The sequence below is a fragment of the Pseudomonas sp. HLT2-19-2 genome, assembly GCF_054898005.1.
The window spans coordinates 4,054,564-4,076,838 of record NZ_CM142712.1 but is presented as its reverse complement, the minus strand read 5'-3'; the positions used below and the strand labels follow the sequence as shown (position 1 = coordinate 4,076,838).

At 58.6% G+C, this 22,275-nt stretch carries 20 protein-coding genes, 4 tRNA genes and 5 pseudogenes; 23 read left to right on the top strand and 6 right to left on the bottom strand.

Annotation, left to right across the window (positions count from 1 at the left end; all coding sequences use genetic code 11):
• Positions 1 to 157: 157 nt before the first annotated feature.
• The 16 genes and pseudogenes from accD to ACYZTU_RS18915 form a co-directional block, all read left to right on the top strand.
• Complete coding sequence (gene accD / locus ACYZTU_RS18990; protein WP_461964705.1) at positions 158 to 1,078, top strand: acetyl-CoA carboxylase, carboxyltransferase subunit beta; 921 nt, start codon at positions 158 to 160, stop codon at positions 1,076 to 1,078.
• Positions 1,075 to 2,382 (top strand): bifunctional tetrahydrofolate synthase/dihydrofolate synthase, encoded by a 1,308-nt coding sequence (gene folC / locus ACYZTU_RS18985; RefSeq protein WP_461964704.1) that lies wholly within the window; start codon positions 1,075 to 1,077, stop codon positions 2,380 to 2,382. Before accD ends, folC begins: the two co-directional genes overlap by 4 nt.
• Positions 2,366 to 3,025: an SPOR domain-containing protein gene (locus ACYZTU_RS18980; protein WP_461964703.1), complete on the top strand. Its 660-nt coding sequence runs from the start codon at positions 2,366 to 2,368 to the stop codon at positions 3,023 to 3,025. Before folC ends, ACYZTU_RS18980 begins: the two co-directional genes overlap by 17 nt.
• Positions 3,026 to 3,122: 97 nt before the next feature.
• Positions 3,123 to 3,683, top strand: coding sequence for a CvpA family protein (locus ACYZTU_RS18975; protein WP_461964702.1), 561 nt, complete (start codon positions 3,123 to 3,125; stop codon positions 3,681 to 3,683).
• A 41-nt stretch (positions 3,684 to 3,724) separates the two neighbouring features.
• Positions 3,725 to 5,230: an amidophosphoribosyltransferase gene (gene purF, locus ACYZTU_RS18970; RefSeq protein WP_461964701.1), complete on the top strand. Its 1,506-nt coding sequence runs from the start codon at positions 3,725 to 3,727 to the stop codon at positions 5,228 to 5,230.
• A 78-nt stretch (positions 5,231 to 5,308) separates the two neighbouring features.
• Positions 5,309 to 6,520, top strand: a complete 1,212-nt coding sequence (locus ACYZTU_RS18965; protein ID WP_461964700.1) for an O-succinylhomoserine sulfhydrylase — start codon at positions 5,309 to 5,311, stop codon at positions 6,518 to 6,520.
• The gene (locus ACYZTU_RS18960; protein WP_461964699.1) at positions 6,517 to 7,293 is read left to right on the top strand and encodes an SDR family oxidoreductase; all 777 of its coding nucleotides are present in this window, start codon (positions 6,517 to 6,519) and stop codon (positions 7,291 to 7,293) included. Before ACYZTU_RS18965 ends, ACYZTU_RS18960 begins: the two co-directional genes overlap by 4 nt.
• Positions 7,294 to 7,452: 159 nt before the next feature.
• Positions 7,453 to 7,528, top strand: a tRNA-Val gene (locus ACYZTU_RS18955).
• Between the two features lie 54 nt (positions 7,529 to 7,582).
• Positions 7,583 to 7,659, top strand: a tRNA-Asp gene (locus ACYZTU_RS18950).
• A gap of 93 nt (positions 7,660 to 7,752) precedes the next feature.
• Positions 7,753 to 7,829: transfer RNA gene (locus ACYZTU_RS18945), tRNA-Asp, on the top strand.
• 391 nt (positions 7,830 to 8,220) lie between these two features.
• Complete coding sequence (locus tag ACYZTU_RS18940) at positions 8,221 to 8,730, top strand: sigma-70 family RNA polymerase sigma factor (protein ID WP_461964698.1); 510 nt, start codon at positions 8,221 to 8,223, stop codon at positions 8,728 to 8,730.
• Positions 8,727 to 9,677 (top strand): FecR domain-containing protein, encoded by a 951-nt coding sequence (locus tag ACYZTU_RS18935; protein ID WP_461964697.1) that lies wholly within the window; start codon positions 8,727 to 8,729, stop codon positions 9,675 to 9,677. The genes ACYZTU_RS18940 and ACYZTU_RS18935 overlap by 4 nt, the downstream gene beginning before the upstream one ends.
• Before the next feature lie 66 nt (positions 9,678 to 9,743).
• A pseudogene (locus ACYZTU_RS18930) lies at positions 9,744 to 12,165 on the top strand (TonB-dependent siderophore receptor).
• A 114-nt stretch (positions 12,166 to 12,279) separates the two neighbouring features.
• Positions 12,280 to 12,423 (top strand): annotated as a pseudogene (locus ACYZTU_RS18925) (diaminobutyrate--2-oxoglutarate transaminase); the annotation flags it as partial.
• Positions 12,424 to 12,427: 4 nt separating this feature from the next.
• A pseudogene (locus ACYZTU_RS18920) lies at positions 12,428 to 12,853 on the top strand (ABC transporter ATP-binding protein); the annotation flags it as partial.
• Positions 12,854 to 12,923: 70 nt separating this feature from the next.
• A pseudogene (locus ACYZTU_RS18915) lies at positions 12,924 to 13,325 on the top strand (RraA family protein); the annotation flags it as partial.
• 60 nt (positions 13,326 to 13,385) lie between these two features.
• Here ACYZTU_RS18915 and ACYZTU_RS18910 read toward each other — a convergent pair.
• Positions 13,386 to 14,669: an NAD(P)/FAD-dependent oxidoreductase gene (locus ACYZTU_RS18910; protein ID WP_461964696.1), complete on the bottom strand. Its 1,284-nt coding sequence runs from the start codon at positions 14,667 to 14,669 to the stop codon at positions 13,386 to 13,388.
• Between the two features lie 183 nt (positions 14,670 to 14,852).
• Here ACYZTU_RS18910 and ACYZTU_RS18905 point away from each other — a divergent pair.
• The 3 genes and pseudogenes from ACYZTU_RS18905 to ACYZTU_RS18895 all read left to right on the top strand — a co-directional run.
• Positions 14,853 to 14,929, top strand: a tRNA-Val gene (locus tag ACYZTU_RS18905).
• A gap of 115 nt (positions 14,930 to 15,044) precedes the next feature.
• Entirely contained in the window at positions 15,045 to 15,239 is a 195-nt protein-coding gene (locus tag ACYZTU_RS18900) for a hypothetical protein (RefSeq protein WP_461964695.1), read from the top strand.
• A gap of 463 nt (positions 15,240 to 15,702) precedes the next feature.
• Positions 15,703 to 15,801 (top strand): annotated as a pseudogene (locus ACYZTU_RS18895) (DUF6124 family protein); the annotation flags it as partial.
• A 142-nt stretch (positions 15,802 to 15,943) separates the two neighbouring features.
• Here ACYZTU_RS18895 and ACYZTU_RS18890 read toward each other — a convergent pair.
• Positions 15,944 to 16,156: a hypothetical protein gene (locus ACYZTU_RS18890; RefSeq protein WP_111452633.1), complete on the bottom strand. Its 213-nt coding sequence runs from the start codon at positions 16,154 to 16,156 to the stop codon at positions 15,944 to 15,946.
• Between the two features lie 307 nt (positions 16,157 to 16,463).
• Between ACYZTU_RS18890 and ACYZTU_RS18885 the strand changes: the two genes are divergently transcribed.
• On the top strand, positions 16,464 to 16,919 hold the full coding sequence (locus ACYZTU_RS18885) for a DUF2214 family protein (RefSeq protein ID WP_461964694.1): 456 nt from the start codon (positions 16,464 to 16,466) through the stop codon (positions 16,917 to 16,919).
• Positions 16,920 to 17,100: 181 nt separating this feature from the next.
• Here ACYZTU_RS18885 and csrA read toward each other — a convergent pair whose 3' ends face one another.
• A complete protein-coding gene (csrA, locus tag ACYZTU_RS18880; RefSeq protein ID WP_007938114.1) occupies positions 17,101 to 17,295 on the bottom strand; it encodes a carbon storage regulator CsrA in 195 nt (64 codons plus the stop codon).
• A gap of 250 nt (positions 17,296 to 17,545) precedes the next feature.
• Here csrA and ACYZTU_RS18875 point away from each other — a divergent pair, with 250 nt between their 5' ends.
• Positions 17,546 to 17,911, top strand: coding sequence for an SPOR domain-containing protein (locus tag ACYZTU_RS18875; RefSeq protein ID WP_461964693.1), 366 nt, complete (start codon positions 17,546 to 17,548; stop codon positions 17,909 to 17,911).
• A gap of 114 nt (positions 17,912 to 18,025) precedes the next feature.
• Here ACYZTU_RS18875 and ACYZTU_RS18870 read toward each other — a convergent pair whose 3' ends face one another.
• The 3 genes from ACYZTU_RS18870 to ACYZTU_RS18860 form a co-directional block, all read right to left on the bottom strand.
• Positions 18,026 to 18,715 carry an endonuclease gene (locus ACYZTU_RS18870; protein ID WP_150658867.1) on the bottom strand — a complete coding sequence of 230 codons (690 nt, stop codon included), beginning with the start codon at positions 18,713 to 18,715 and terminating at the stop codon, positions 18,026 to 18,028.
• A 4-nt stretch (positions 18,716 to 18,719) separates the two neighbouring features.
• Positions 18,720 to 19,010, bottom strand: a complete 291-nt coding sequence (locus tag ACYZTU_RS18865) for a DUF1654 domain-containing protein (RefSeq protein WP_123365550.1) — start codon at positions 19,008 to 19,010, stop codon at positions 18,720 to 18,722.
• A 170-nt stretch (positions 19,011 to 19,180) separates the two neighbouring features.
• Complete coding sequence (locus ACYZTU_RS18860) at positions 19,181 to 20,269, bottom strand: asparaginase (protein WP_461964692.1); 1,089 nt, start codon at positions 20,267 to 20,269, stop codon at positions 19,181 to 19,183.
• A 350-nt stretch (positions 20,270 to 20,619) separates the two neighbouring features.
• Between ACYZTU_RS18860 and ACYZTU_RS18855 the strand changes: the two genes are divergently transcribed.
• Together ACYZTU_RS18855 and ACYZTU_RS18850 are read left to right on the top strand one after the other, a co-directional pair.
• On the top strand, positions 20,620 to 21,078 hold the full coding sequence (locus ACYZTU_RS18855; protein WP_461964691.1) for a hypothetical protein: 459 nt from the start codon (positions 20,620 to 20,622) through the stop codon (positions 21,076 to 21,078).
• A 195-nt stretch (positions 21,079 to 21,273) separates the two neighbouring features.
• Positions 21,274 to 22,230 (top strand): substrate-binding domain-containing protein, encoded by a 957-nt coding sequence (locus ACYZTU_RS18850; protein WP_461964690.1) that lies wholly within the window; start codon positions 21,274 to 21,276, stop codon positions 22,228 to 22,230.
• Positions 22,231 to 22,275 lie beyond the last annotated feature (45 nt).

The window sequence follows — 22,275 nt, the reverse complement described above, 5'->3', positions numbered from 1 at the left end:
GCAGGCATGGCTGAGGATTTATGCGTTGTACGCAGGTCACGTTTTTCGCTGACCGTGGCAACCCACCGATCATCGCCACACACATGAATTTAGCTCAAGGGCATACGCGGGGCTGCGAACCAAAGTGTTCGGGCCGCCGGTACTGGAGAAAGAAAGCATGAGCAACTGGTTAGTAGACAAACTGATCCCTTCGATCATGCGTTCCGAGGTCAAGAAGAGCTCGGTGCCTGAAGGTCTGTGGCACAAATGCCCGTCTTGCGAGGCTGTGCTGTATCGTCCGGAGTTGGAAAAGACCCTGGACGTTTGCCCTAAGTGCAATCACCACATGCGTATCGGCGCTCGCGCTCGTATTGATATCTTCCTCGACGCTGAAGGCCGTGCCGAACTGGGCGCGGACCTGGAGCCGGTTGACCGTCTGAAGTTCCGCGACGGCAAGAAGTACAAGGATCGCCTGACCGCTGCGCAAAAGGCGACCGGCGAAAAAGACGCACTGATCTCCATGAGCGGCACTCTGCTGGGCATGCCGGTGGTGGTTTCGGCGTTTGAATTCTCCTTCATGGGCGGTTCGATGGGCGCCATTGTGGGTGAGCGTTTTGTTCGCGCTGCCAACTACGCGCTGGAAAACAAATGCCCGATGATCTGCTTCGCCGCTTCCGGTGGTGCGCGGATGCAGGAAGCCCTGATCTCCCTGATGCAAATGGCCAAGACCTCTGCGGTGCTGGCCCGTCTGCGTGAAGAAGGCATTCCGTTCATCTCCGTGCTGACCGACCCGGTCTACGGTGGTGTTTCCGCCAGTCTGGCGATGCTCGGCGACGTGATTGTCGCTGAGCCAAAGGCCCTGATCGGCTTCGCCGGTCCGCGCGTGATCGAGCAAACCGTGCGTGAAAAACTGCCGGAAGGCTTCCAGCGCAGCGAGTTCCTGCTGGAACACGGTGCGATCGACATGATCATCCACCGTCAGGAACTGCGTCCGCGTCTGGGCAATCTGCTGGCACAAATGATGGGCCTGCCGACACCGAAATTCGTTGCCGCGCCAATCGAACCCATCGTTGTTCCACCGGTACCTGCCAACCTATGACCCAGCGTACCCTTGGCGAGTGGCTCGCCTACCTTGAGCAGTTGCACCCTTCGGCCATCGACATGGGCCTTGAGCGCTCGCAACAGGTAGCGTCCCGCATGGGGCTGGGCAAGCCGGCGCCTCGGGTGATTACGGTCACCGGCACCAACGGCAAAGGTTCCACCTGCGCATTCGTGGCTTCGTTGCTGCGGGCGCGGGGCCTGAAAGTGGGTGTCTACAATTCTCCGCACCTGCTGCGTTACAACGAGCGGGTGCAGGTCAATGGCGTCGAAGCCACCGACGCCGAGCTGTGCGAAGCTTTTGCTGCAGTCGAGGCGGGGCGTGGCGACACTTCCCTGACGTACTTCGAAATGGGCACCCTGGCGGCGTTCTGGCTGTTCCAACAGGCAGGGCTAGATGCCGTGGTGCTGGAAGTCGGGCTGGGCGGGCGTCTGGATACCGTCAACGTGGTGGATGCCGACATGGCGCTGGTCACCAGCATCGGCGTCGATCATGCGGACTATCTGGGCGATACCCGTGAGTCCGTGGCTTACGAAAAAGCCGGCATCTTCCGCCAGGGCGCGCCTGCGCTGTGTGGCGATCTGAATCCTCCACAACCTCTGCTGGATAAAGCGCGCGAGCTCAATTGCCCGTTTTTCCTGCGTGGACGCGATTTCGACCTCGGCATCACCGATCACAACTGGCAATGGCGCGGTCTTGACGCTCAAGGGCGAGTGGTCGAGCTGCATGATCTGCCGTTGCTCGATCTGCCGATGGAAAACGCCGCGCTGGCATTGCAGGCTTACCTGTTGCTCGGCTTGCCTTGGGTGGATGCACAGCTTATTGACGCCCTGAAAGCGACGCGCGTGGTCGGTCGCCTTGATCGCCGTCAGTTCGATTGGCAGGGCAAGCGCCTGAATCTGTTGCTGGACGTGGGGCATAACCCCCATGCGGCAGAGTATCTGGCTCGTCGCTTGGCCAGCCGACCACCGGTTGGCAAGCGTCTGGCGGTGTTCGGATTGCTGGTGGACAAGGATCTGGATGGTGTTGTCGGTGAATTGAATGCTAGTGTCCAGCATTGGGCCGTCGCGCCGCTGGATTCACCGCGAGCACGCCCGGTTGCCGATTTGCACGCGGCGTTGCAGAACCTTGGCGCCTCGGTAACGTCCTATGATAGCGTGGCCGCCGCCCTGGAAGGGCAGTGCGCGCTGGCGACGAGCGACGACGAGATTCTGTTGTTCGGATCATTTTATTGTGTTGCCGAGGCCCTCGAATGGCTGGCCCGGCGCTCCACGGAGGAAGCGGCAAATGGCATTGCTGGATAAGGCATACAAACAGCGCATGGTTGGCGCCCTGGTTCTGGTGGCGCTGGCGGTGATTTTCCTGCCGATGCTGTTTTCCCGTCAGGATGAACAGCGTCAAGTGACGGTTGAAGCCCCGGCTGCGCCGCAAGCGCCTTCGATGCCGCAAGTGCAGGTCGAGCCTGTGGTGGTGCCTGAGCCGCAAGCGCTGCCTCAGGAACCTGTGCCGAGTGATGATGAAATTGCTCAGCAAGAAGCGTCGTCGACACCAATTGCCCCAAGTGTCCCGGTTGCACCTGTGCCTGCCGCCAAACCGGTCGCTCCGGCTCCTGTGCCGGTCACCAAGCCTGCGACAGCGCCAAGCCAGCCGATCACGGCCGCACCGGGCAAGCCGGACACGACTCAAAGCCGGGTCGATGCCAATGGCCTGTCGGTCAGCTGGTCGGTGCAACTGGCCAGTCTGACTAGCCGCGCAAGTGCAGAAAATCTGCAGAAATCCCTGCGCAGCCAAGGCTACAACGCCTACATCCGCACTGCCGACGGCAAGAATCGAGTGTTTGTCGGACCGCTGATCGAGCGCGCAGAAGCCGATCGCTTGCGTGACTTGTTGAGCCGCCAGCAGAACCTCAAGGGTTTTGTGGTGCGTTTCCAGCCTGAGCGTGGTTAAAACTATCGCCCGATTTGAAGTGCACTGACAATCGCAGCTTACCGATAAGCATGGGCTCTGCTAAAATACGCCGCCTTATCCGTCTGTAGGCTGCACTGTGCCATTTACCTGGGTTGATTGGGCGATCGTTGCAATCGTCGCCATCTCCGCATTGATCAGTCTGAGCCGCGGCTTCGTCAAAGAAGCACTATCGCTGGTGACCTGGATCATCGCAGGAGTCGTCGCCTGGATGTTCGGTGGTTCATTGTCCGAGTACCTTGCCGGATACATCCAAACGCCGTCGGCTCGTGTGATCACGGGCTGTGCCATCATGTTTGTCGCCACGTTAATCGTAGGCGCAATGATCAATTATCTTATCGGCGAATTGGTTCGCGTCACCGGGCTGTCCGGGACCGATCGATTCCTCGGCATGGCCTTCGGCGCCGCGCGTGGCGTGTTGCTGGTGGTCGTGGCGGTCGGGCTGTTGAGCCTGGGGCCGGTACAGCAGGACGGGTGGTGGAAAGAGTCACAACTCGTGCCAAAATTTTTATTGGTCGCAGACTGGTCCAAAAACCTGATCCTCGGGTGGAGCAGTCAGTGGCTCGCCAGCGGAATCAGCGTGCCCGCTGAAATTCCGTTCAAGGAACACCTCTTGCCGACGGCCAAAACGCCTCAGTGAGTTGTGTTCAGTTCAGATCCATTAAGTAGGGGTTGCGTCGCATGTGTGGCATCGTCGGTATCGTCGGTAAGTCGAACGTCAATCAGGCGCTGTATGACGCGCTAACCGTCCTCCAGCACCGCGGCCAGGACGCTGCCGGTATCGTGACCAGCCATGATGGCCGGTTATTCCTGCGCAAGGACAATGGCCTGGTGCGTGACGTGTTCCATCAGCGTCACATGCAGCGCCTGGTCGGCCACATGGGGATTGGCCATGTGCGTTATCCGACCGCGGGCAGCTCGACTTCGGCCGAAGCCCAACCGTTTTACGTCAACTCGCCTTACGGCATCACCCTGGCGCACAATGGCAACCTGACCAACGTTGAACAGCTGGCGAAGGAGATTTACGAATCTGACCTGCGCCACGTCAACACCAACTCTGATTCGGAAGTGCTGCTCAACGTGTTCGCACACGAACTGGCCCAGCGCGGCAAGTTGCAGCCAACTGAAGAAGACGTGTTCGCAGCCGTCACTGACGTGCACAACCGTTGCGTCGGTGGTTACGCGGTCGTGGCGATGGTGACCGGTTACGGCATCGTCGGTTTCCGCGACCCGCACGGCATCCGCCCAATCGTCTTCGGCCAGCGTCACACCGACGAAGGCGTCGAGTACATGATCGCCTCCGAAAGCGTCTCCCTGGACGTGCTCGGTTTCACCCTGATTCGAGACATCGCGCCGGGCGAAGCGGTCTACATCACTGAAGACGGCAAGCTGCACACTCGTCAGTGCGCGACTAACCCGTCCCTGACCCCGTGCATCTTCGAACACGTCTACCTGGCGCGTCCGGACTCGATCATCGATGGCGTGTCGGTCTACAAGGCCCGCCTGCGCATGGGTGAGAAACTCGCCGAGAAGATCCTGCGCGAGCGTCCAGAACACGACATCGACGTGGTTATCCCGATTCCGGACACCAGCCGTACCGCGGCCCTGGAGCTGGCGAACCACCTGGGCGTCAAATTCCGCGAAGGCTTTGTGAAGAACCGCTACATCGGCCGGACCTTCATCATGCCGGGCCAGGCGGCACGGAAAAAATCCGTACGCCAAAAGCTCAACGCCATCGAGCTGGAATTCCGCGGCAAGAACGTAATGCTGGTGGACGACTCCATCGTTCGTGGCACTACCTGCAAGCAGATCATCCAGATGGCCCGCGAAGCCGGCGCCAAAAACGTCTACTTCTGCTCCGCGGCCCCGGCCGTTCGCTACCCGAACGTCTACGGCATCGACATGCCGAGCGCACACGAGCTGATCGCCCACAACCGTTCGACCCAGGACGTGGCCGACCTGATCGGCGCTGACTGGTTGATCTATCAGGACCTGCCTGACTTGATCGAAGCGGTCGGTGGCGGCAAGATCAAGATCGAGAAGTTTGATTGCGCAGTGTTCGACGGCCAGTACGTGACCGGCGACGTCGACGAGGCTTACCTGAACAAGATCGAGCAGGCACGTAACGATGCCTCCAAGGTCAAGACGCAGGCAGTCAGTGCGATCATCGATCTGTACAACAACTGAGTTTCTACCGGCCCTGAGGGGCCGGTTTTGTATCGACTAAAAACTCTCTAAATCAAGCGCAGGGCAAGGAGTGACAGCATGAGTCAGGATTGGGATGCCGGTCGGCTGGACAGCGACCTCGAAGGCGTAGCGTTCGATACCCTGGCCGTACGCGCCGGTCAGCACCGCACGCCAGAAGGCGAACACGGTGATCCGATGTTCTTCACTTCCAGCTACGTATTCCGTACCGCCGCGGACGCGGCGGCGCGCTTTGCCGGTGAAGTGCCGGGCAACGTTTACTCGCGCTACACCAACCCGACCGTGCGCGCGTTCGAAGAGCGCATTGCCGCGCTGGAAAGCGCCGAGCAAGCCGTGGCCACGGCGACTGGCATGGCCGCGATCATGGCGGTGGTGATGAGCCTCTGCAGCGCTGGTGATCACGTACTGGTGTCGCGCAGCGTGTTCGGTTCGACCATCAGCCTGTTCGAGAAGTACTTCAAGCGCTTTGGGATCGAAGTCGACTACGTGCCCCTGGCGGACTTGTCCGGCTGGGATGCGGCGATCAAGGCCAACACTAAATTGCTGTTCGTCGAATCGCCGTCCAATCCGCTGGCCGAGCTGGTGGACATCACCGCACTGTCGCAAATCGCTCACGCCAAGGGCACGATGCTGGTGGTCGACAACTGCTTCTGCACCCCTGCGTTGCAGCAGCCGCTCAAGATGGGCGCGGACATCGTCGTGCACTCGGCGACCAAATTTATCGACGGCCAGGGCCGTTGCATGGGCGGTGTTGTGGCCGGTCGCAGCGAGCAAATGAAAGAAGTCGTCGGTTTCCTGCGGACTGCCGGGCCGACTCTGAGCCCGTTCAATGCCTGGATCTTCCTCAAGGGCCTGGAAACCCTGAACCTGCGGATGAAGGCGCATTGCGCCAACGCTCAGCAACTGGCCGAGTGGCTGGAGCAGCAGGAGGGCATCGAAAAAGTCCATTACGCCGGCCTCAAAAGCCATCCGCAGCACGCGTTGGCCCTGCGTCAGCAGAAGGGCTTCGGTGCGGTCGTGAGTTTTGAAGTCAAGGGCGGCAAAGAGGGCGCCTGGCGCTTTATCGATGCGACTCGTCTGATTTCCATCACCGCCAACCTCGGTGACACCAAGACCACCATCACACACCCGAGCACTACCTCCCACGGCCGTCTGGCGCCGCAAGAGCGTGAAGCAGCGGGCATCCGTGACAGTCTGATCCGCATCGCGGTCGGTCTGGAAGACGTGGCAGACCTGCAAGCCGATCTGGCGCGCGGGTTGGCTGCCTTGTGATCGAGTTGCCCACACCGACTACCGGCACCAATGGCCGCGTTGCGCTGGTCACGGGGGCTGCCCGGGGCATTGGGCTGGGTATCGCGGCGTGGCTGATCAGCGAAGGCTGGCAGGTGGTGCTGACAGATCTTGATCGAGTGCGCGGTTCGAAAGTGGCGAAAGTGCTCGGCGACAACGCCTGGTTCATCGCCATGGACGTCGCGAACGAAGGGCAGGTGGCGTTGGGTGTCGCCGAGGTGCTGGGGCAATTCGGGCGCCTTGATGCGCTGGTGTGCAACGCGGCGGTTGCCGACCCACACAACATCACCCTTGAAAGTCTTGATCTGGCGTACTGGAATCGGGTGCTGGCAGTCAATCTCAGTGGGCCGATGCTCTTGGCCAAGCACTGTGCGCCGTACCTGCGCGCTCACAGCGGGGCAATCGTCAACCTGGCCTCGACCCGGGCCGGGCAATCGGAACCCGACACCGAAGCTTACGCAGCGAGCAAGGGCGGCCTGTTGGCCCTGACTCACGCTTTGGCCATCAGCCTCGGGCCGGAAATCCGCGTCAATGCGGTCAGCCCGGGCTGGATCGATGCGCGAGACCCGTCCGTGCGTCGAGCCGAACCACTGACTGATGCCGACCATGCCCAGCATCCGGCGGGCAGGGTAGGGACGGTCGAGGACGTGGCGGCGATGGTCGCTTGGCTATTGTCAAAGAACGCCGGTTTCGTCACAGGCCAGGAGTTCGTGGTCGATGGCGGCATGACCAAGAAGATGATTTACAGCGAGTAATGCGAACAGGGGCCGCGACAGCGGCGGCTTGAGGCTGCAGGTGGCCATTGGCAGCGTCGCGGGAAAAGACATGATTTTGTCTTTTTCAGAAAAACTTCAAGCGGGGTATTGACTTAGCTTCGGTACCTGCGTAAATTTCGCGGCCTCGGAGATGCAAACGGGTGATTAGCTCAGCTGGGAGAGCGTCTGCCTTACAAGCAGAATGTCGGCGGTTCGATCCCGTCATCACCCACCACTTCCGAGAGTCTTGCGCAAGCAAGATGGAAGCTTTAAAAGCCTCCACCGACGCGCAGCGGTAGTTCAGTCGGTTAGAATACCGGCCTGTCACGCCGGGGGTCGCGGGTTCGAGTCCCGTCCGCTGCGCCATATTTTCCGAGTCAGGTTAGCCTGGCTCGAGATTGAAAAGCCTCGAAGCTTTCCAGTCAGACGAGTTAATTGGACGTAAGTCCAAAGCGATACGCAGCGGTAGTTCAGTCGGTTAGAATACCGGCCTGTCACGCCGGGGGTCGCGGGTTCGAGTCCCGTCCGCTGCGCCATATCTGCCTCAAGGCCCACTGAACGCCTTGGAGCTACGAAGAAAGCTGCTGGTAAAGCCAGTATCTCCTTCGAGTCGATAGCAAAGACCCTGGTCGAAAGACCGGGGTTTTTTGTGTCTGCGATTTGGCTTTTGTCCTTTGATCCGCAACCACGGGTATTCGTGTCTGCCGACCAGTGTGGCCGTGCATCGAATTCTTACTCATCTCGACGATTTCCCTCAATAACGCTCAGCCCTGATTAACCGGTGGCTGCGTGGCAGAAACACCTGTCTCTCTTTCGCGTATTCAAATTTTCCTGGGGGCAAACCGCACAAAGGGCTTGGTTTGAAGTCTCAACACTAATTAGAATGAGTCGCATTTAAAATATTTCTTCGCGCAGGGTTCCTTTTAGATGAGTGATGCGTCGATGCCGGCGGGGCAAACCTTCCACGACCTGTACCGCGACCATCGTGGCTGGCTTGAAAGTTGGTTGAGGCGACGCATGAGCAATGGCCATGATGCGGCGGACTTAAGTCAGGATACGTTCGTGCGGGTACTCGCCAGCTCCCAGCGCATTGCCGACCTGCAAGAACCCCGCGCCTATCTGGCAACCGTGGGCAAACGGCTGCTGACCAACTTCTATAAGCGTCGCAGCCTGGAGCAGGCTTACCTCGATGCTCTGGCGCTGCTGCCGGAGGATTGTGTACCGTCTCCCGAGCAGCGATGGTTGCTTTTGGAAACCCTGCACGCCCTGGACGAACTGCTCGATGGATTGCCGATAGTGGTGCGACGGGCATTTCTCTGGAGCCAGTTGGAAGGCCTGGGTTATCACGAAATTGCCGAGCGCCTGCAAGTTTCGGAGCGCACGATCAAACGCTACATGGCACAAGCCTACGAACATTGCCTGCTGGTGGAATTGTGATCGGTTCGGCACCTTCGGCGCAAGCCCGACAAGTCGTGCGGGCTGCCGCTCAATGGCTGGCACTCATGGAGTCAGGCGCCGCCAATGAGCGTGATCGTGCCAATCTGCAGAGCTGGCGTGACAGCCATTCCAGTCACGAACAGGCCTGGCAGAAAGCTCAACTCTTGCGCCAACGATTTGCCGACCTGCCGTCGGCACTGGCCATGGCCAGTCTGGATCGTCCGCATGCGAGTCGGCGCACGGTGCTCAAGCGCGCCGTCGGGGCGGTGGCGTTGGTGCCGACCGCCTGGCTGGTCAGTCGGCAGTTACCTCTGGATGTCTGGAGCGCCGACCTGCGAACCGCGACCGGGGAGGGCAAAAAAGTCCAGTTGGGCGATGGCAACTCGCTGCAATTGAACACCGCGAGTGCCGTCGATATCGACCAGAAGAACCGGCGACTGAAACTCGTGGAAGGCGAAATAGCGCTGAATGTGCCCGGGACCTCGCCGCTGACGATCCAGACCCACTTCGGGCAAGTGGTCGTCAGTCAGAGCGAAGTGTGCGTTCGTCAGGGGCAGACGGGTTGCAAGGTGTCAGTGCTTGAGGGCACGGTGCAGTTGCAGCCCTTGCGCGGACCGGTCTTTTCATTGCGCGCCGGCCAGCAAGTCAGCCTTCAGGCAATGGGTGCTGGACGCGTCGAACCTTTCGATGTGTTTGCCCCAGGCTGGCGCGACGGCGTGTTGATGGCGCAGAACCAGCCCTTGGGCGATTTTCTGCGCGAACTCAGCACCTATCGTCCAGGCGTGCTGCGCTGGGAACCGGAACTCGAATCATTACGTGTCACCGGCAGTTTCCGCCTGGAAGACACCGATCGCATCCTGACGTTGCTGGCGGCAAGCTTGCCGCTGGAGGTGCATAGGCGAACCCGCTACTGGGTTACGTTGCTGCCGCGCAAAAATAGTGTTTGAGGCGTGTCCCCTTTTTTCGCGTCGCTTGTCATTAAAGGCAAGTGAACGAAATCAGAGAGATTCTCAATGCCCGTAGTGATGCCCTGCAGTATGCGTCTGGGTTCTTCCAGGCTGCGCCCGTTGTTGCACTTGAGCCTGTTGCTGAGTCTGAGTGCCTGTCCGTTGTTTATCACTGCCGGTTGGGCCGAAGATGCGCCACGACGCAGTTATCAGGTGCCGGCTGGAAGCCTCAGCGCCGCGCTGACGCGTTTTGCCGGACTGGCCGGGGTCAATCTGTCAGTGGACCCGGCTCTGGTGGGTGGACGCACCAGCCCTGGTCTTTCCGGCGAATTCGCGGTCGAGGAGGGCTTTTCCCGGCTGTTGCAGGGTTCCGGTCTGCAACTGCAGCCGGTGGGTGAGCAGGCGTACATCCTGACCCCTGCGCCAGAAGGCAGCAGCCTGCAACTGGCACCCACCTCGATTCTCGGTGCCACGGGCGGGGCGGATGGCGAGGTGTATGCCGGTGGCCAGGTCGCGCCGTGGTTCGCAAGGCTTGCTGGGCTCGCGAGACTTTATGGAAACGCCGTTCAGCATGACCACTTACACCAGCGAGGCGGTCAAAAACCAACAGGCTCGTACCCTGGGCGACCTGATCGCCAGCGATCCCTCGGTTCGCGCCACCAACCCGGCGGGTGGGCGCTATGAGCAGTTCACCATTCGCGGGTTGAGCCTGTTCAACAGTGATGTCGCCTACAACGGTCTCTACGGCGTCCTGCCGACCTATACGATCGACATGGAGATGGCCGACCGCGTCGACGTCATCAAAGGCCCGAGCCAGCTCATCAACGGCATCTCGCCGCGGGGCAGCGTGGGTGGCGGGATCAACGTGGTGCCCAAGCGCGCGACCGACAAGCCCATCACTTCGTTCACCGGCAGTTACGCTTCCGACAGCCAGGTCGGTGGGGCCGTGGATGTCGGCCGGCGCTTCGGTGAGGACAACAAGTTCGGTCTTCGTTTCAACGGCGTAAAGCAGTCCGGCGATACCGAATGGGATCACCAGAATGTCGACCGCGAGATGGCCGTGCTGGGCCTGGATTTTCGCGGTGAACGCCTGCGGCTCTCGACGGATATCGGGCGCACTGAGCGTGATACCGACGCCCCGCAGGAGCGCGTACAGGTTGCCGCCAACGCGCAGGTTCCGCATGCCAGCGATGTACGCCACAACTATGCGCAGCCCTGGAGCAAGGCGAGTACCAACGACACGTTCGGCATGGTGAGCGGCGAATTCGATGTCAGCGATTCCGTGATGCTGTACGGCGGCGTAGGGGCGCGCAAAAGTAACCATGATTTCCTCCGGCATGCCGTTGCGGTCACCAACGACGCTGGCAATTTCAGCGTTCAGCCGCGTGACTTCACTCGAGACGAAAATGTCCGGACGGCCACGGCAGGGGTGCGCAACTGGTTTCATACCGGCCCGGTGAGCCATGAAGTCAACCTGGCCGCCAGCTATTTCTACATGGACTTCGAGAATGGCGGGGCCCGTTATGCCGCAGCCCGCAGTAACCTCTACGACCCCGTGGAAACACCAGCGCCTGTCAGACCCACGCGACAGGATTCGCAGGTCTATACCGAGAACCGCTCCAGCGGCGTGGCGTTGTCCGACACCCTGGGTTTCTTCGATGACCGGCTGCTGTTGACCCTCGGCGCCCGCTGGCAGCGCGTGAAAGTTGACGACTGGACCGATAATGTCAGAGGCGACACGGCCTACGATGAGGAAAAGGTTTCGCCGTCGGGCGGCATCCTGTTTAAGGCCACCGACAAGCTGTCGCTGTATGCCAACTACATGGAAGGCCTGAGCCAGGGCAAGATCGCACCGTCGACCTCGGTCAACGAGGACGAAATCTTCCCGCCGTTCATCAGCCGGCAGGTCGAGGTCGGCGCGAAGTATGACGCCGGTGCGTTCGCCATCACCGCCGCCGTGTTCCGGATCAAGCAGCCGGCCTACGAGACCAACGCCACGACGCGCGTCTTTGGGCCGAACGGCAAGCGTGAGAACACGGGTGTGGAGCTGAGTGTGTTCGGTGAACCGCTCGATGGTTTCCGCCTGCTCGGCGGTGTCATGTACATCGACAGCGAGTTGACCAATACCACCAATGGCACCTTCGACGGCAACCGGGCGCCGGCCACGCCGAAGTACAACGTCAACCTGGGCGCCGAGTGGGACGTGCCGACCGTCCAGGGCCTGACTCTGACCAGCCGCGGCATTTATTCCAGCTCGCAGTATCTGGACCAGTCCAACAACAAGGAAATCGAGTCTTGGGAGCGTTTCGACGTGGGCGCACGCTATGCGTTCAAGGTCGAGGAAAAGAACATCACCCTGCGTGCCAATATCGAGAACGTAGCGGACAAGCGCTACTGGAGCTCGGCCGGGGCCTCGGATGACAGCGAACCTGGCTTGACGCTGTCGACGCCGCGCACCTACCTCCTTTCGGCGACCGTCGACTTCTGATTCACCCGTGTCATGCGCCCCAGGGACCGGGGCGCCATCGTTGGACCATGACCTGATTCGTATAGAGGAAGGACATATGCACACCCTCAGTTAATGAACGATCGAGACACTTGCGGTACTTTGGCCTTGGGGCACAATCATCCGGCCGTCATGGCCAGCCTCGACAGCTTCCTCGCCTCAGGCCTGCCGATGCACACCCTGGACCTGACCACCGTGGTCAAGGACGCCTTCAGCGAAACATTGCTCAGCCTGTTGCCGAAGTGCGCTGACGCAGACCAGTCTGCAGGCGCTGGCGGATCGGCCAGTGGATGCCTTGTCCGGTGGGCAGCGTCAACGTGCGTGGATCGCCATGACCCTGGCCCAGGACACCGGCATCGTGCTGCTGGATGAGCCGACGACCTTCCTCGACCTGGCTCACCAGATTGAAGTGCTGGACCTGCTGCGCGACCTCAACCGGCTCGAGAACAAAACCATCATCATGGTGCTTCACGATCTCAATCTGGCCTGTCGCTATGCGGATCATATGGTCGCGGTGCATGAGCGTACGGCTTTTGCCAAGGGCCGGCCTGAGGACGTCTTGACTCAGGCGCTGGTCAAAACCGTGTTCGATCTCAATTGTCGGATTATTCCTGACCCGTTTTTTGGCACGCCGATGTGCATCCCGTTTGGTCGGGAATTGCCGCAATGAGTCTGGCTCGCCACTTCCGCCGTCCACCGACACTGCTCGACGAGGGGCAGCGCAGTATTCGTTTTCGACGGGCGTCGTTCTGGTGATCGAATGTGTGGGCGACGAGGAGTGTGGTTGCTGGGGCGAACTGCGCACCCTAGCCGCGTTGATCTAAGAGTTGGCCGGGGTGGTGGTGTCGGGTGCGGTCACGGATGTCAGCGCATTGCGTCGCCATGGTTTGCCGATCTTTTGTCGGGACGTCAGTGCGTACACGACTCGCGGTATTGGCGCCCGTGGGGAGGTCAATCAGTCGATCGATGTGGGCGGGGTTCAGGTGCCGCCGGGGGATTTGGCCATTGGTGATGATGACGGTGTCTTTATCCTCGATGCTCAGCGTGCGGCCGAGCTGCTTCCCGAGCTCTTGGCCAAAGAGGAAATGGACCAGCAGCGCAGGGTCGAATTTTTGCAGAGGCTCAATCAGCGAAAGAGCTGACTTCCCGAGCTGAAATGAAAAGGGGCAACTGTGCAGTTGCCCCTTTTTTGCGTCTGTCGATCAGAAGCCGAATTTGTCTCGCAGTCCGTAATACCAGGCACCCAACGCAGCGAACGGTGTACGCAGCAGTTGTCCACCCGGGAACGGGTAGTGGGGCAGGTCGGCAAAGGCGTCGAAACGCTCGGCCTGGCCCCGCAATGCTTCGGCCAGCACCTTGCCCGCCAGGTGCGTATAGGTCACGCCATGGCCGCTGCAGCCCTGGGAATAGTAGATGTTATCGCCCAGGCGTCCGACTTGAGGAAGGCGCGACAAGGTCAGCAGGAAATTGCCGGTCCAGGCGTAATCGATCTTCACGTCCTTGAGCTGCGGGAAGGCTTTGAGCATCTTCGGCCGAATAATCGCCTCGATGTTCGCCGGATCCCGTGCGCCATATACCACGCCACCGCCGAAGACCAGGCGCTTGTCGCCGGTCAAACGGTAGTAGTCGAGCAGGTAGTTGCAGTCCTCGACGCAGTAATCCTGCGGCAACAGGCTCTTGGCCAATGCGTCGCTCAAGGGTTCAGTGGTAATCACCTGAGTTCCGCAGGGCATCGATTTGGCGGCCAGTTCCGGCACCAGATTACCAAGATACGCGTTACCCGCGACGATGATGAACTTGGCCCTGACCTTGCCCTGAGGCGTATGCACCACCGGATTCGCGCCGCGCTCGATGCGCACCGCCGGCGACTGCTCATATAGGGTGCCGCCCAACGACTCGACGGCCGCCGCTTCGCCCAGCGCCAGGTTCAATGGATGAATGTGCCCGCCGCTCATGTCGAGCATGCCGCCGATGTATTGATCGCACGCGACCACTTCACGGATGCGATGCTGATCCATCAGTTCAAGCTGCGTGTGACCGAAACGCTCCCATAGACGCTTCTGGGATTCCAGATGGCCCATTTGCTTGGCGGTAATGGCGGCGAATACACCACCGTCCTTCAGGTCGCACTGGATATTATATTTGGCGACCCGCTCACGAATGATCCGCCCGCCCTCGAACGCCATTTGACCCAGCAGCTGCGCTTGCTTGGGCCCGACGTTGCGCTCGATCACATCGATGTCACGGCTGTAACTGTTAACGATCTGGCCACCATTACGCCCCGATGCACCAAAACCTACCTTCGCGGCTTCAAGCACCGTTACCCGGAAACCGTTTTCCAGCAGAAACAGGGCAGAGGACAGGCCGGTGTAACCGGCGCCGATCACACAGACATCAGTCTCTACGTCATCCTGCAGGGCCGGGCGCGGCGGAACCGCATTGGCGGATGCGGCGTAATAGGATTCCGGGTAGGGTGTGTTCGCCATCCTGCAGCCTCTGTTTAATATATTTTACGAGTACATCGATCCTACCCGAGATAAAAATCGACCGCCAGCCACCGCAAAATCTTCTTTGCAGCGGCAAAATTAAAAATTTTGCATATTCATAGGGTTAGCTCGAAAAAAGGTGTTGACACCCCTCCGGAATTCCGTAGAATGCCGCCTCACAGCAGGCACGTAGCTCAGTTGGTTAGAGCACCACCTTGACATGGTGGGGGTCGTTGGTTCGAGTCCAATCGCGCCTACCAAACAAAATCCGCTCTGCTGGGCGGTCTAGAAGGGCTCACCGAAAGGTGGGCCATTTTTTGTTGTCTGCGATTCAGGCGTAAGATAGCGGTGCTACCTCATCAAAAGGAGCCGCATATGATCGCCGACCAAATGAACAAGCAGGTATCTGAGGACAGAACTGTTTGGGATCAATACTTCTGTGCTGCGTTGATTGCGGAAAGCAATCTGACGGCACCGGTTGTAGGAGGGGCTACTCATGAAGACAGGCAGAACCTGTTGATTGAAAGGGCCAAAGCTCTCGCCGACAAGATGATGGAAACCAGAAAATAACCAGAGCCTAGCCATCGCGCTGGGCGCATCGCATCTAGGTTTCGGCATCGGTGCAGCGCTTGCTGTCAGGCAGGGCAGAGGCATGGGTTTGGTCGCCTTTAACACCGAGTGCCTCAAATACCTTCCAGCGTTTTCAAAAACTCCGGGATGTGTCCGGCGGCCTCTTCAGGCGCAACCTGAAGCAGACAGTGCGGTGCTTCGATTTCAATGATTCGTGTATCTCGGTTCATTGAAGAGACAAGCGCGGACGCTGTCCCTGGAACCACTGAATCATGCGTAGCGCGAAGGTAAATAGTCGGTACGCTGACTTGGGCGAGCTTGGCGGATACGTCAACGGTAAGAACCGATCGTAGTCGTGAGCGCATAACCGAAGGGCTCACTTGAGTGATGGCCTGGCGTAGAGCTGCGCGCAAGGCACTCGTGGAAAACCGGCCGAGCAATACTTTGCTGATCCACCCGACTGGAAGGCCCGCAGCGCAAGACGATGCTGGTGCTGCAACAGGTGATCATGATGGGTGAGTTAGCGGTCAATCGCGTACTGGATAACCACAAGCCTGGGTAGTCGCCAGGCACTGTAACGAGGGGATTGCCCCCTCGTTACAAATGTTGCATGAAGAGCGTGAATCACTACTGGCGTGGTTCATCTCAACAACGTCGGACCTGCGTGGTAGGTCCAACCTGGATTTGCCCCTACAAAACCAATCTTACTTGGCGTTCAACTTCTTCAGTTCTTCATAAGTCGCCGACTGTACAAACCAGAAGCCGGAGATGATGCACCACGTCAGGGTGCCGGTAATGAAAACGCCTGCCCCGGACCAGAAGCCCTGAACGAAGATCATGACCACTGCGGCGATCCAGATAACGGCCAGTGCGACGTACAGAACTACGTTGTTTACACCAATTACGAACTCTTTCACGTCTATTCCCTTTTGAATGATTATCCTCTGGCTCCTTGCGCAAGGGCCAGTGGGCGGCATGATAGGGGGATAGCTGGCTGTTCGCCAGTCATGTCACGGCCTCGATAGGGATCCATCGGGGCATCAGGGCGTTTGCCGTGCTCGCCTAAACTCAATGACCAGGCGTGCGGCCTCATCGGTTGCCGCCTGAGCAGCCAGTCATGCTTCGAAAAAATCGCCCTCAGCCCGTGGGTGCCTGGTAGGCAGATTTCCAGTTTTTGGACTACTACTCACAGCCCATTTCCTTTTCCCTGTCAGGAGCATCCCTATGCTGTCTCACTGGTTTCTTGCGGCGATCCACCTCTTGGCTGTTGCCTTGGGCCTCTGGGCGGTGCTCACCCGAGGGGCGGCGTTAAGCCGCCTGGTCGTCGGTACGGCGCAGGTTCGCAGCGTGCTGGTTGCCGATAACGTATGGGGCATCTGTGCGGGTATTTTGCTGATCACAGGTTTGTTGCGGGCCTTCGGTGGGTACGAAAAAGGCACCGACTATTACCTTCATCAGCCGTTGTTCCATCTGAAGATGACGCTATTCGTGATCATTCTGCTGCTTGAAGTGGCACCAATGATCACCTTGATCAAGTGGCGGATCGCCTTGGGCAGGGGCGCTTCGATTGACCAGGGCCGAGCCAAGCTGTTTGCACGCATTAGCCATATCGAAGCGCTGTTGTTGATGTTGATGGTGGTTGTGGCCACCGGCATGGCGCGCGGTGTGACCTTCGGCTAATAACGGCGTGATTCGTCGGAGTTAAAGCGAATAATCTGACAGCCACGGCGTGGCCGAAGCCGGTAGCATCGGCTTCACGTAATGGGGGGAGGAGGCGAGGTGCTCAGCAAAATGCCGCGCATGAATCTTTAGCCAGCCATTGCGCTGTAACGAACGGGCTGGCTACTGACTGCAACAGGATTCAGGGGGTCTGTGGTTTGTCTGGAGCGGTGAGGCCAGCCTGAATGCGCTGATAAATTTCTTCGCGATGCACCGCAACGTCTTTCGGGGCGTTGATGCCAATCCTGACTTGCTGGCCGCTAACGCCAAGAATGGTGATCGTAATGTCATCACCAATGTTTATGCTTTCACCGACTTTGCGGGTGAGTATCAGCATGGTCTTCTCCTTGATTGCTTTGTAGGGCACCTGATTCGGACAGTGCAGGGGTCGGTGGTATGTATAGATTAGTGTGAAGTCTCACGGTTTGGGTGCCTCTTTCTGACGTGCAGATGCTGCATTAATTCCCAAGGTGTAACTATACAGAGGCCGCAACCATCATTCTCGTTGTTTTGAGCCCATTTTGTGGCACTCGGGAAGTATTCATGAATGGTAAAATCGCCGCTTTAAGCATTCTGAGGGAAACGTTGTGCGCAAAATGGTCTGGGTAATCGCGGTATTGGCACTGGCGGGATGCGGTGAGGGCAAGAGCGTTGACGCGCAAAAGCCGCAGCCGGCAGCTGCGGCTGCACCTTCGGTGGCATCCGCGCCACAATGGGATCTCGAAGTTCGAGGCGAAACTACTCAGGCGGTCAGCGACCTTAGCGGCTGGCTGATTGAGCACAGTTTCGTTTCTAATGTCGTCAGGGAAAATGGAAAAACCCGGATTCTGGTCGGGCCATTCAGTTCCAAAGCCGAGGCCGAGGCCAAACAGGCAGCAGTGCGCGCGGCGCTCGTCCGGGCGAAGAAACAAAACATCGAATTGCTGGTTGTCGAACGTCCAGTGGCCCAGTAACAGTCTTTTCCAGGGATCGCCAAGGCGTTACTGGCGCTGCAAAAAAGTGGGCGGTTAGAAACGAACAAAGGCCTCGGGCATTAAACCCGAGGCCTTTGTGTTTTCAGCGAACGCTTACCCGCAGGCTTTCATATCGACCGGGCCGACAAACTCGTTGCCACGTCCCATGACGCACGCCACGCTCTGGTTACGCTGACGTTCCCAAGCCTCTACCGGATAGGTTTTGTTCCAGGCTTCGTACAGTTGTCGATCCTGTTTCGACAGGCGCAAACCGTACTGCTTGCTCATATAGAAATACGTCCGGGCGATCATGCCGCGTATGGACGGGCGGGGCATGACCTTCTTCGCCTTGAAGTCGACCTGGGTCAGGCACGAACCGTATTGGCCCGACTGCACCGGCAACCAGCCGAAGCTGAAGTTGCTGCGATCACCATTCACCTCACCAATGCTCGGCACCAGGTTGTGCAGGTCAGCTTCGGCCTTCTGATAGGTCGGATCGTAACGCGTGCAGTTCTTGCGCCCACCTTCTTGCCAGCATTGACGCTGATGGCCGATCTGCCAGGCCGGAACAATGTGCTCCCACTCGATGCGGGAAGCGCGCTTGGCGTTTTTACGCGGTACATAACCGCAGGCTGCGAGGTTGACCTTGTTGCCGGTGTATTTGCACCCGCAATAGAACTCCGTGGATTGCGGTGCGTAGAGCTTCCAGGCAACTTTCTTGGCTTCGTTGAAGGTACGCGGCGCTCCAGCCTGGGCGCCGAGAGTGATAAAGAGAAATAGCAAAGCAAACCAGCGAACACTCATTGACTCAATCTTCCTTCGGCACAACCCAGAAAATCTGCACGCCGCCATCGTCGCGATAGGCGAGGGTGACGTTGTCGTTCTCGTCGATTTCTTCGAGCAATTGCTCCCACTCGTCCACGGGTTCGTCCGGTAGACGGAAGATCAATGCGGCTTTGGCTTTTTGTGCGGTGGGGGAATTGATGATTTTCTGAACGCGCATGCCCATGCGTTCATAGGAGTCAGGAGAGGCAGAGGTGTTGGCCACGGAATTATCCTTATTAAGCTGTACGTGCATACAGTATTTAACTGTAGGCATTTTCGCAACTGCTTAAAATTCAAGAAAATCCTCTGACAGCGGTTTTTTCCGTTTGGTGTAGGACGATGAGAAAATTTTTATCGGATTATCGGAAGGAGACGTGAGCCACTCGCCTGGGTTGGCGAGTGGTGAAAACGGTGCCCGACCGGAACCGGTCAGGCGAGGGAGAATCAGTATTCCCAGAACATCCGTTGCAGCTCTTTGCTGTCGTTGGTCTTGGTCAGTGCGACCATGGCCAGGATGCGGGCTTTTTGCGGGTTCAGGTCATGCGCCACAACCCAGTCGTACTTGTCGTCAGGCTGTTCGGCGTTACGCAGTACGAAACCGCCGGCGTTGACGTGGGACGAACGAATGATTTGCACGCCGTCCTTGCGCAGGGCTTGCAGCGCTGGGACTACACGGGACGAGACTGACCCATTGCCGGTACCGGCGTGAATGATGGCTTTGGCGCCGGATTGAGCCAGCGCTTTGTAGGCGGTGTCGCTGACATTGCCGTAGGAATAGGCGATTTCGACGTCAGGCAGGCTCTTGATGGTTTTGATGTCGAATTCCGAGTCCATGGTATGGCGCTTGGCAGGCAGACGGAACCAGTAGGATTTGCCCTCGACCACCATGCCGAGTGGGCCCCAGGCACTTTTGAACGCCTCGGTCTTGATGTTGATCATTTTGCTGACATCGCGACCCGACTGGATTTCATCGTTCATGGTCACCAGTACGCCTTTGCCGCGTGCATCTTTGCTGCTGGCCATGGCCACAGCGTTATACAGGTTCAGCATGCCGTCGGCCGACATCGCGGTGCCCGGGCGCATGGAGCCGACCACGATGATTGGCTTGTCAGTTTTTTCCACCAGGTTCAGGAAGTAGGCGGTTTCTTCCAGGGTGTCGGTGCCGTGGGTGATGACGATGCCGTCGACGTCGTTGCTGTCGGCCAGCTCAGCCACGCGACGACCCAGTTGCAGCAGGTTGTCGTTGGTGATGCTTTCGGACGCGATCTGCATGACCTGTTCGCCACGAACGTTAGCCAATTGGCTGAGTTCCGGGACCCCGGCAATCAATTGTTCGATGCCGACTTTTGCCGCTTGATAGGTAGCGCTGTTAGCCGCGCTGGCGCCCGCGCCGGCAATGGTGCCACCGGTGGCCAGGATCACCACGTTCGCCAGTTTCTGTTGGGTTTCGACTTCTTTTGCCTGAAGGGCGGTGGGCAGGAGCAGCAAGAGGGCCAAGGCGCCCGGAACGAAGGTCTTGAAAGCAGATGTCATTATTTTTCTCTCTAGTAGTGAGACGGTGCTGATGCAGGTTCATCTAGATACGCCCCAGGCTGATCTGAACGCTTGGGGTGCAGGAGAAGAGCAGGATCTGTACCAGTCGTACTTTGAATGAGAAGAATTTTTAACATGTTGATTTTTATAAGAATTTTTGTGAGGTGGTGAAGTGGTTACACAGTCGGATGTCCGGCTTTCCGAACGTGTTAAGCATTTGTGTTCGGCTCTCCGAAAAGGACTACGACCTCTGTAGAGCAAACCGCCTTGCCAGATTGTGAATTAGTGCTAAAGAAACCCGCGCGCAGGTCGATGCCCCTTTAAAGGACCTTTCTTTTTCAGGAGTTGACATGTCGTTATCTGTTGGTATCCCAAATGCCGTAGGCGTTACCATCGGCGGTAAGTCCGCCGCTACGATTCGAGCGTTAAGCGATGAGGCGGCCGATGCCGCGAATCAAGCGTTGGGTACGAAGGAAAGCGACAGCAAGCAAGTCAGAACCGGTGCTGTGGGCCTGGGCAAAAGTGCGGAATCGACTGAAACGAATGGCGCCGACAATGCCTCTGTCGCGGAAAAGGTTTTGCTGCAGCGTCTGAAAGAGCTGCAAGAGCAACTGCGTCAACAGCAGCAACAATTGGCAGCAGCCCAAGCAGCGTCTTACCCGACGCCTGAAGCCAAGACCACAGTCGTGATGGCGATTCAGGGACAAATGGCCGATACCACAGCTGCAATTCTGGAAACGGCCAACAGCCTGTACAAGGAAATCGCCAAGGGCTCCGGTGCTGGATCGGTGGTTAACACGACGGCATGACATGGATACCCTGCTTTTGCGGGTTGCCCCGGCAAAACGGCTTTTCTGGTCGTTGACAAATGTAGGCAGGGTTCGCATAGTTCGCTCTACGCAAACGTTTGCGCGGTGCTCTCGGTAGTTATTCATCGGGGAGTGCTTTGTAGCCTATGCCAGCGCAAGCGTTGCTCACAATAATCATAAGATCGGAGTGAACCCATGAAGCTGCCATTCGCTGGACGTCTTCTCGCTGTCGCTATGCTGGCTGCCGCATCCGCTGCGTTGCCTGTCTCTTCGGCCTTCGCCGAGACCCCTGAAAAACCAAAAGTCGCGCTGGTCATGAAATCCCTGGCCAACGAATTCTTCCTGACCATGGAAGACGGCGCCAAGGCCTATCAGAAAGACCACTCCGGCGATTTCGAGCTGATCTCCAACGGCATCAAAGACGAAACCGACACGGCTGGCCAGACGCGCATCGTCGAGCAAATGATTCTGGCCAAGGTCAATGCGCTGGTCATCGCACCGGCTGACTCCAAGGCCATGGTTCCAGTGATCAAGAAAGCCATCGATGCCGGTATCACCGTGATCAACATCGACAACCAGCTGGACCCGGCTGTGGTCAAAAGCAAGAACATCACCGTACCGTTCGTAGGCCCGGACAACCGCAAAGGCGCGCGTCTGGTGGGCGAGTACCTGGCCAAGCAACTGAAGGCCGGTGACGAAGTCGGCATCATCGAAGGCGTGTCCACCACCACCAACGCCCAGCAGCGCACCGCAGGTTTCAAGGATGCGATGGAAGCAGCCCAGATCAAGGTTGTGTCCTTACAGTCCGGCGATTGGGAAATCGACAAGGGCAACAAGGTTGCTGCCTCGATCCTCAGCGAGTACCCGCAAGTTAAAGCCCTGCTGGCCGGCAACGACAGCATGGCCGTCGGCGCTGTTTCCGCTGTTCGCGCCGCGGGCAAGGCTGGCAAGGTGCAAGTGGTCGGTTACGACAACATCAACGCCATCAAGCCGATGCTCAAGGATGGCCGTGTCCTGGCCACCGCTGACCAGTTTGCAGCCCGGCAAGCCGTGTTTGGCATCGAGACTGCGCTGAAGATCATCAAAGGTGAGAAAGTCGACAGCGGCGCCAATAGCGTCATCGAAACTCCGGTAGAGCTGGTCACCCAGTAGTCCTTCTGGTGACACAACGGTGCTCGCCCGTCCGGGCGAGCACAT